Source organism: Spirillospora sp. NPDC049652 (genome assembly GCF_040675125.1).
Taxonomy (GTDB): Bacteria; Actinomycetota; Actinomycetes; order Streptosporangiales; family Streptosporangiaceae; genus Spirillospora.
The window spans coordinates 1-6,168 of sequence record NZ_JBFAOF010000397.1 but is presented as its reverse complement, the minus strand read 5'-3'; the positions used below and the strand labels follow the sequence as shown (position 1 = coordinate 6,168).

Annotated in this window: 8 protein-coding genes and 1 pseudogene; 3 read left to right on the top strand and 6 right to left on the bottom strand. The window is 73.0% G+C overall.

Annotation, left to right across the window (positions count from 1 at the left end):
* Positions 1-249 (top strand): annotated as a pseudogene (locus AB0J52_RS23240) (hypothetical protein); the annotation flags it as partial.
* 167 nt (positions 250-416) lie between these two features.
* On the opposite strand, the gene nth reads toward AB0J52_RS23240, so the two are convergent.
* Positions 417-1,163, bottom strand: coding sequence for an endonuclease III (gene nth / locus AB0J52_RS23235; RefSeq protein WP_500184071.1), 747 nt, complete (start codon positions 1,161-1,163; stop codon positions 417-419).
* Between the two features lie 492 nt (positions 1,164-1,655).
* On the opposite strand from nth, the gene AB0J52_RS23230 reads away from it, so the two are divergent.
* Positions 1,656-2,342 carry a Crp/Fnr family transcriptional regulator gene (locus AB0J52_RS23230; RefSeq protein ID WP_026412280.1) on the top strand — a complete coding sequence of 229 codons (687 nt, stop codon included), beginning with the start codon at positions 1,656-1,658 and terminating at the stop codon, positions 2,340-2,342.
* 105 nt (positions 2,343-2,447) lie between these two features.
* Here the strand turns inward: AB0J52_RS23230 and AB0J52_RS23225 are convergent, their stop codons facing one another.
* The 5 genes from AB0J52_RS23225 to AB0J52_RS23205 all read right to left on the bottom strand — a co-directional run bounded on the left by AB0J52_RS23225 (position 2,448) and on the right by AB0J52_RS23205 (position 5,476).
* Positions 2,448-3,248, bottom strand: a complete 801-nt coding sequence (locus AB0J52_RS23225) for an MBL fold metallo-hydrolase (RefSeq protein ID WP_500184069.1) — start codon at positions 3,246-3,248, stop codon at positions 2,448-2,450.
* A gap of 193 nt (positions 3,249-3,441) precedes the next feature.
* Entirely contained in the window at positions 3,442-4,311 is an 870-nt protein-coding gene (locus AB0J52_RS23220; protein WP_500184068.1) for an NUDIX hydrolase, read from the bottom strand.
* Positions 4,312-4,407: 96 nt separating this feature from the next.
* The gene (locus AB0J52_RS23215; RefSeq protein WP_500184067.1) at positions 4,408-4,869 is read right to left on the bottom strand and encodes a RidA family protein; all 462 of its coding nucleotides are present in this window, start codon (positions 4,867-4,869) and stop codon (positions 4,408-4,410) included.
* 2 nt (positions 4,870-4,871) lie between these two features.
* The gene (gene sp36, locus AB0J52_RS23210) at positions 4,872-5,030 is read right to left on the bottom strand and encodes a Sp36 family protein (RefSeq protein ID WP_500184065.1); all 159 of its coding nucleotides are present in this window, start codon (positions 5,028-5,030) and stop codon (positions 4,872-4,874) included.
* 5 nt (positions 5,031-5,035) lie between these two features.
* The gene (locus AB0J52_RS23205) at positions 5,036-5,476 is read right to left on the bottom strand and encodes a winged helix-turn-helix transcriptional regulator (RefSeq protein ID WP_500184064.1); all 441 of its coding nucleotides are present in this window, start codon (positions 5,474-5,476) and stop codon (positions 5,036-5,038) included.
* Between the two features lie 147 nt (positions 5,477-5,623).
* On the opposite strand from AB0J52_RS23205, the gene AB0J52_RS23200 reads away from it, so the two are divergent.
* The coding region (locus tag AB0J52_RS23200; RefSeq protein ID WP_500184062.1) for an alcohol dehydrogenase catalytic domain-containing protein at positions 5,624-6,168 on the top strand (545 nt) is incomplete at its 3' end.

Here is a 6,168-nt window from a genome sequence, read left to right as displayed (position 1 = left end):
GCCGTCGAGGGCGTGGTGTTCGGCGCGGCGCGTCCGGCGTCGGTCGTGGTCACGACCCCGAACGCCGAGTACAACGTCCGCTACGACGGTCTCGACACGCTCGCGCGCGATCTGCTGCCCGTGGCGCAGCAGATCGTCGAGCCGCTGCGCGCGTTCGGCGCCTACGCCGCCGCGCTGCCCGCGTCGTCCGGCGACGAGGTCGCCGCCCTCATGCGCTACCTGGGCCGCGACCCGAACTGGACGGCCTGACCGGCCTTTCCGGACGCACCCCGGACGGCGTCCGGAAAAGCCTCGGGCGTTCGGGATGCCTCGGGCGGACCGAAAGCCTCGGGCGGACGGAAAGCCTCGGGCGGTCGAAAGCCTCGGGCGGTCGGAAAGCCTAGGGCGGACGGAAGCCTAGGGCGGACGGAAGGCGCTCAGGCGAACGAGCGGTCGCGGACGAGCTTGGCGGCCGTCCGCGCGTCGGTCGGTCCCTCGCCGTAGGACGGGCAGAGGTGCGCGATCGCGCACGCCCCGCAGGCCGGACGCTGCGAGTGGCAGATCCGGCGGCCGTGCCAGATCATCCGGTGCGACAGGATCGTCCACTCCTTGCGCGGGATGAGGTCGGCGACGTCCTGCTCGACCTTGACCGGGTCGTCGGAGTCCGTCCAGCCGAACCGGCGGGCGAGGCGGCCGAAGTGGGTGTCCACGGTGATCCCCGGGACGCCGAAGGCGTTGCCGAGCACCACGTTCGCGGTCTTGCGCCCGACGCCGGGCAGCGTCACCAGGTCCTTCAGCCGGCCCGGGACCTCGCCGTCGTACCGCTCGACCAGCGCCTTCGACAGCCCCATCACGGATTTGGTCTTGGCCCGGAAGAAGCCGGTCGGCTTCAGGATCGCCTCGACGTCCTCGGGGTTGGCGGCGGCCAGGTCCGCGGGCGTCGGGTACTCCGCGAACAGCTCCGGCGTCGTCAGGTTGACCCGCTTGTCCGTCGTCTGCGCGGACAGGACGGTGGCGATGAGCAACTCGTAGGGCGACGTGAAGTTCAGCTCGCAGTGCGCGTCCGGGTAGAGCTCGGCCAGTTCCCGGTTGATCCGCCGCGCGCGCCGGACGAGCCCCAGGCGCGTCTCCTCCTGCCACTTGCGCGCGCGGGGACGCGGCCTGTTCTCGGTGTTCGTCGCCATGCCGTTCAGCCTAGGGCGGGGTTCAGCCTAAAACGGGGTTCAGCCTAAGACGGGAGACGACGCTTCGTGCCCGCAGCCGGTTCCGGGCCGTGAGGGCGGGCGGACGCCCGAGGTGACGTGTCGAGCGTCACCCGCTGCGGGCTCGCCTCGGCGCCTGAGCGTCCCGGCGAACGGTCTACTACCCCTTAGGCAACGGCGATGTATCGACTTCGGAACGTCCGGGCAAACGGTGCGTGACCGATGGGTAATCACGTCCGAAGAGGAGAAACGGTACGTTTGTGACCGCATTCACCTGCGACTCCGTACACTGGATGCGCAGGTGACGTTCAGGAGACGGGGCGCCGCCGCGGTGGCGGTCCGCCGGAAGCAGCGCCGTCGAAGGCGGGGCGGACGGTCCGGACCGTCCGGTTTCGGCGCGCCGTGGACCCTGCCTTCACGTACGCGGTGGGACGTACGTCACACTATGCATGTGGGTGTTCGAGGAGGAGAAGCGTGACCGACCGCGACGTGGACGTTCTGAGCAGGGCTCCGCTGTTCGAGGCCCTGGACGAACAGGGTGCCAAGGCGCTGCGCGCCAACGTGACCGAGGTGCGGCTCGCCCGCGGTCAGACGCTGTTCAACGAGGGTGAGACCGGCGACCGCCTGTACGTGGTGCTGGAGGGCAAGATCAAGCTCACCCGGACGGCGCCGGACGGCCGGGAGAACCTGCTGAGCGTGCTCGGTCCGTCCGAGATGTTCGGCGAGCTGTCGCTGTTCGACCCGCGGCCCCGCACCGCCAGCGCGGTCGCCGTCACCGAGTGCCGCCTGGCCGGCCTCGGGCACGACGACCTGCGGCCGTGGCTGACCGGCCACCCCGAGGTCGCGGTGCAGCTGCTCCGCGCGCTCGCGCAGCGGCTCCGCAAGACCAACGACGTGATGGCCGACCTGGTCTTCACCGACGTCCCGGGCCGCGTCGCCAAGGCGCTGCTCGACCTGGCCGAGCGGTTCGGCCAGCCGTCGGAGGCCGGGCTGCACGTCCACCACGACCTCACCCAGGAGGAGCTGGCGCAGCTCGTCGGCGCGTCCCGGGAGACCGTCAACAAGGCCCTGGCCGACTTCGCCCAGCGCAACTGGCTGCGCATCGAGGCGCGCGCCGTCGTCATCCTCGACATCGAGCGCCTCCGCAAGCGCTCCAAGTAACGCACGGCGCCGCTCGCCCGGACGCCTCACCGCGAACGCGCCCGCCCCCAAGCGGGCGCGTTCGCGCGTGTACGGGCGTATCAGCCCCGCCGGCTCAGCTCATGGCTAAGGACGGTCGCGTTCGGTCAGGTAGTCGAGCTGGCTCTGCACCGACCATTCGGCCGCCGGCCACAGGTTGCGGTCCACGTCCGCGTAGACGACCTCCACGACCTCGCGGGCCGTGCGCGCGCCGGCCCGCACCGCCGCCTCGACCTGCGCCAGGCGTTCGCGGCGGTGGGCGATGTAGTGGTCGATCGCGCCGAGCGGGTCGTCCAGCTTGGGGCCGTGGCCCGGCAGAACGGCCACGGCCTCGTTGTCGTCGGCGAAGCGGCGCAGCCGGTCCAGGGACGCCAGGTAGTCGCCGAGCCTGCCCTCCAGCACGGTCGATCCGTAGCCGAGGACGGTGTCGCCGGTCAGGATCGCGCGGTCGGCGGGCAGCCAGAACGTCAGCGAGTCGTCGGAGTGGCCGGGCGTCTCCATGATCCGCAGCTCCAGCCCGCCGGCCGTCACCACGTCGCCCTCGACGAGGCCCTCGTCGCCGAGCCGGTGCCGGGGGTCGAGCGCGCGGACCCGCACGTCCGGCCCGGCCATCCCGGCGAACATCGCCGCGCCGGCCGAGTGGTCCGGATGGCCGTGCGTCAGCAGGACGAGCCCGACATGCCGTCCGCCCGCCTCGGCCTCGGCGAGGACGCGGCCCAGGTGCGCCCGGTCCTTGGGGCCGGGATCGACGACCACGACCTCCTCGGCCCCGGGCTCGCCGAGGATCCAGGTGTTGGTGCCGTCCAGCGTCATGGGGGACGGGTTCGGAGCGAGCACGCATCTCGCCCGATCCGTGCCGCTCCCGTCGATATCGCTCACGCGCCCCATCCTGCCCGACCGGCCCGGGCCGAGTCCGAGGCGGGCCAGCCGCCGCGGCACGGACGTGCCGGCCAGGCGGAGTCCGAGTGACCAGGCCAGCCGTGCCCGCGCCCCTGTCATGAGCCCCCGCCGATCAGCCTCCGCGGCCTCCCGCGGCTTTTCGCATTCGCCGTGACCTCAGTGGACCACGCGCCCGCGCGGGCTACGCGTCGTAGCGCACCGCGTCCTCGGGCAGGACGAGGTAGGGGTCGCCGTCGATGATCCGCCCCTCCGGCTCCAGCACGACGATCTCGCGGGGCGCCGCGAGGACCTCCGCGACCGTGTCGAAGCGGGCCAGGTCGTCCAGCGTGGCGAGGGTCGGGGGCAGCATGGGCCACTCGCCCGCGCGGCCCCGCGCGGCGGCCTCGGCCGGACGCACCCACGCGACCCGGTCGGCCTCGGTGCTCACGTCGCGGGCGCGCTGCCCCGGGGGCATCGCCGCGACGAAGAACCGCGTGTCGTAGCGCTTCGGCTCGATCGCGGGGGTGATCCAGTGCGCCCAGGGACGCAGCAGGTCCGAGCGCAAGACGAGCCCGCGCGCCTGGAGGAACCCGGCGAACGAGAGGGAGCGGTCCAGCAGCGACTGCCGGTCCCGCTCCCACTCGTCGCCGCGCGTGTCGTCCACGACGGTCTCGCCGGTCGGGCCGGCGAGCAGCACGCAGGTCTCCTCGAACGTCTCCCGGACGGCCGCGCAGACCAGTTCGCGGGCGAGCGGCTCGTCCGCGCCGAAGGCCCGGCCCCACTCGGCCGGGGACGGCCCGGACCAGCCGGCGCCGACCTCGCCGTCGCGCGGATCGACCGAGCCCCCCGGGAACACGTACGCGCCGGGCGCGAAGGCCATCGAGCCCACCCGGCGCAGCATGAACGCCTGCAGCCCGTGGTCGGCGTGGTCGCGGAGCACGACCACGGTCGCGGCGTGCCGCGGCCGGACCGGCTCGATCGTCCCGGCCTCGATGCCCTCGATCTGCTTCCGGAACTCCGCCGGCAACCTCAACCCGTTCATGACGCCCCATTCGGGCATACCGAATGACATTCCGTCAAGATCGGCCGAGGCGCCGGTCCCGTCCACCGGTCCCGTCCACGGGGTCCTTCCGCCGGGCCTTTTGCCGGGCCTCGCCGCCAGGGCGCGTCAGCGGACCTCGGCGATCACTTCGACCTCGACCGGCGCGTTCCTCGGCAGGACCGCGACGCCCACCGCGCTGCGGGCGTGCGCGCCGGCCTCGCCGAACACCTCGCCCAGCAGGTCGCTCGCGCCGTTGATCACCTGCGGCTGGCCGGTGAAGTCCGGGGCGGAGGCGACGAACCCGACGACCTTGACGATCCGGACGATCTTCGACAGGTCGCCGACCTCGGCCTTCAGCGCCGCGATCGCGTTCAGCGCGCAGACCCGCGCCTGGGCGGCCGCCTGGTCGGCGGTGACCTCGGCGCCGACCTTGCCGGTGACCGGGAGCTCGCCCTTCACCAGCGGGAGCTGCCCGGCGGTGTAGACCAGCGACCCGGTGCGCGCGGTCGGGACGTAGGCGGCCAGCGGACGGGCCACCTCCGGCAGTTCGAGCCCCAGCTCGGCGATCCGCTCCTCGGGAGTGCTCATGCTTACGGCTCCACTTCGCGCTTGAAGTAGGCCACCAGGTTCTCCGGGTTCGGGCCGGGCAGCACGGTGACGAGCTCCCACCCGTCCTGGCCCCAGTTGTCGAGGATCTGCTTGGTCGCGTGGACCAGCAGAGGCACAGTCGAGTACTCCCACTTCTTCATGGCGCTCAGCCTAGCGATCGCGCGGGCGGCGGAACGGCCTCCCCGGCCCGTGCGGCGTCGTAGCGGCCGCGCGCGTTCTCCACGTCCGGCATGTGCCGCTCCGCCCACTGCCGGACGGTCCCGACGATCGGGATCAGGGTCTCCCCGAGGACGGTCAGCGTGTAGTCCACCCGGACCGGGACCGACGCGGTGACGTGCCGCGCGACCAGTCCGTCCCGCTCCAGGGCCCGGAGCGACTGGGTGAGCACCTTGGCGCTGATCCCGGGGACGGCCCGCGCCAGCTCCGCGTGCCGCATCGTGCCGTTCTCGGCCAGCCGGACCAGCAGCATGGTCGTCCACTTGTTGCCGAGGACGGCCATCAGGCGGCTCGTCGGGCAGGTCTCCATGTAGGCGTCGAACTCCGCCTTCGCCCACGCGCGCCGCTGCTCGGCGGTCATCGTCGGCATGTCCTCCACCTCCGGTAACTCGCGCGCCCCACCTCGGGGTGAGGTACGCACTCCGAAGTAACCCCTTCCGGCCGCGCGCTCTTCCGCCGCAGACTCGGGACTGCCGGGATTTTCCCGAAGAATCCATCTGACCAGGGAGTATTTGGCATGCGCGCGATCAGTGTGACGGAGTACGGCGGGCCGGAGACGCTGCGGGTGGCGGACGTCCCCGAGCCGCTCCCCGGCCCGGGGCAGGTGCGGATCCGGATCGAGGCGGCCACGGTCAACCCCGTGGACCTCGCGGCCCGCGCCGGCCTCCTGGCAGCTCTGGCCCCCGACCTGCCCCTCGGCCTGGGCCTGGACGCGGCGGGCGAGATCGACGCCCTCGGCGCCGGGGTGGGCCGGCTGGCCGTCGGGGACAAGGTCATCGGGCTGCGCGACCGGCTGCCCGTGCCGACCGGCGCCCACGCCGAGGCGATCGTGCTGGACGCTGACGCGGTCGTCCACGCGCCCCGCACGCTCGACGCCGCGCACGCCGCCACGCTGCCCCTGAACGGCCTGACCGCGCTCCAGGGCCTCGACCTGCTGGATCTCCGTCCCGGCGGCACTGTGTTGATCACAGGCGCGGCTGGGGCCGTCGGAGGGTTCGCGGTCGAGCTGGCGGCGCTGCGCGGGCTGCGGGTGGTCGCCTCCGCGTCCGACGCGGACGCGGA

Bases quoted from the DNA above. Each gene is read 5' to 3' on its own strand.
- nth (WP_500184071.1), bottom strand. From the start codon at position 1,163: ATGGCGACGAACACCGAGAACAGGCCGCGTCCCCGCGCGCGCAAGTGG.
- AB0J52_RS23225 (WP_500184069.1), bottom strand. From the start codon at position 3,248: ATGGGGCGCGTGAGCGATATCGACGGGAGCGGCACGGATCGGGCGAGA.
- AB0J52_RS23205 (WP_500184064.1), bottom strand. From the start codon at position 5,476: ATGCCGACGATGACCGCCGAGCAGCGGCGCGCGTGGGCGAAGGCGGAG.
- sp36 (WP_500184065.1), bottom strand. From the start codon at position 5,030: ATGAAGAAGTGGGAGTACTCGACTGTGCCTCTGCTGGTCCACGCGACC.
- AB0J52_RS23220 (WP_500184068.1), bottom strand. From the start codon at position 4,311: ATGTCATTCGGTATGCCCGAATGGGGCGTCATGAACGGGTTGAGGTTG.
- AB0J52_RS23215 (WP_500184067.1), bottom strand. From the start codon at position 4,869: ATGAGCACTCCCGAGGAGCGGATCGCCGAGCTGGGGCTCGAACTGCCG.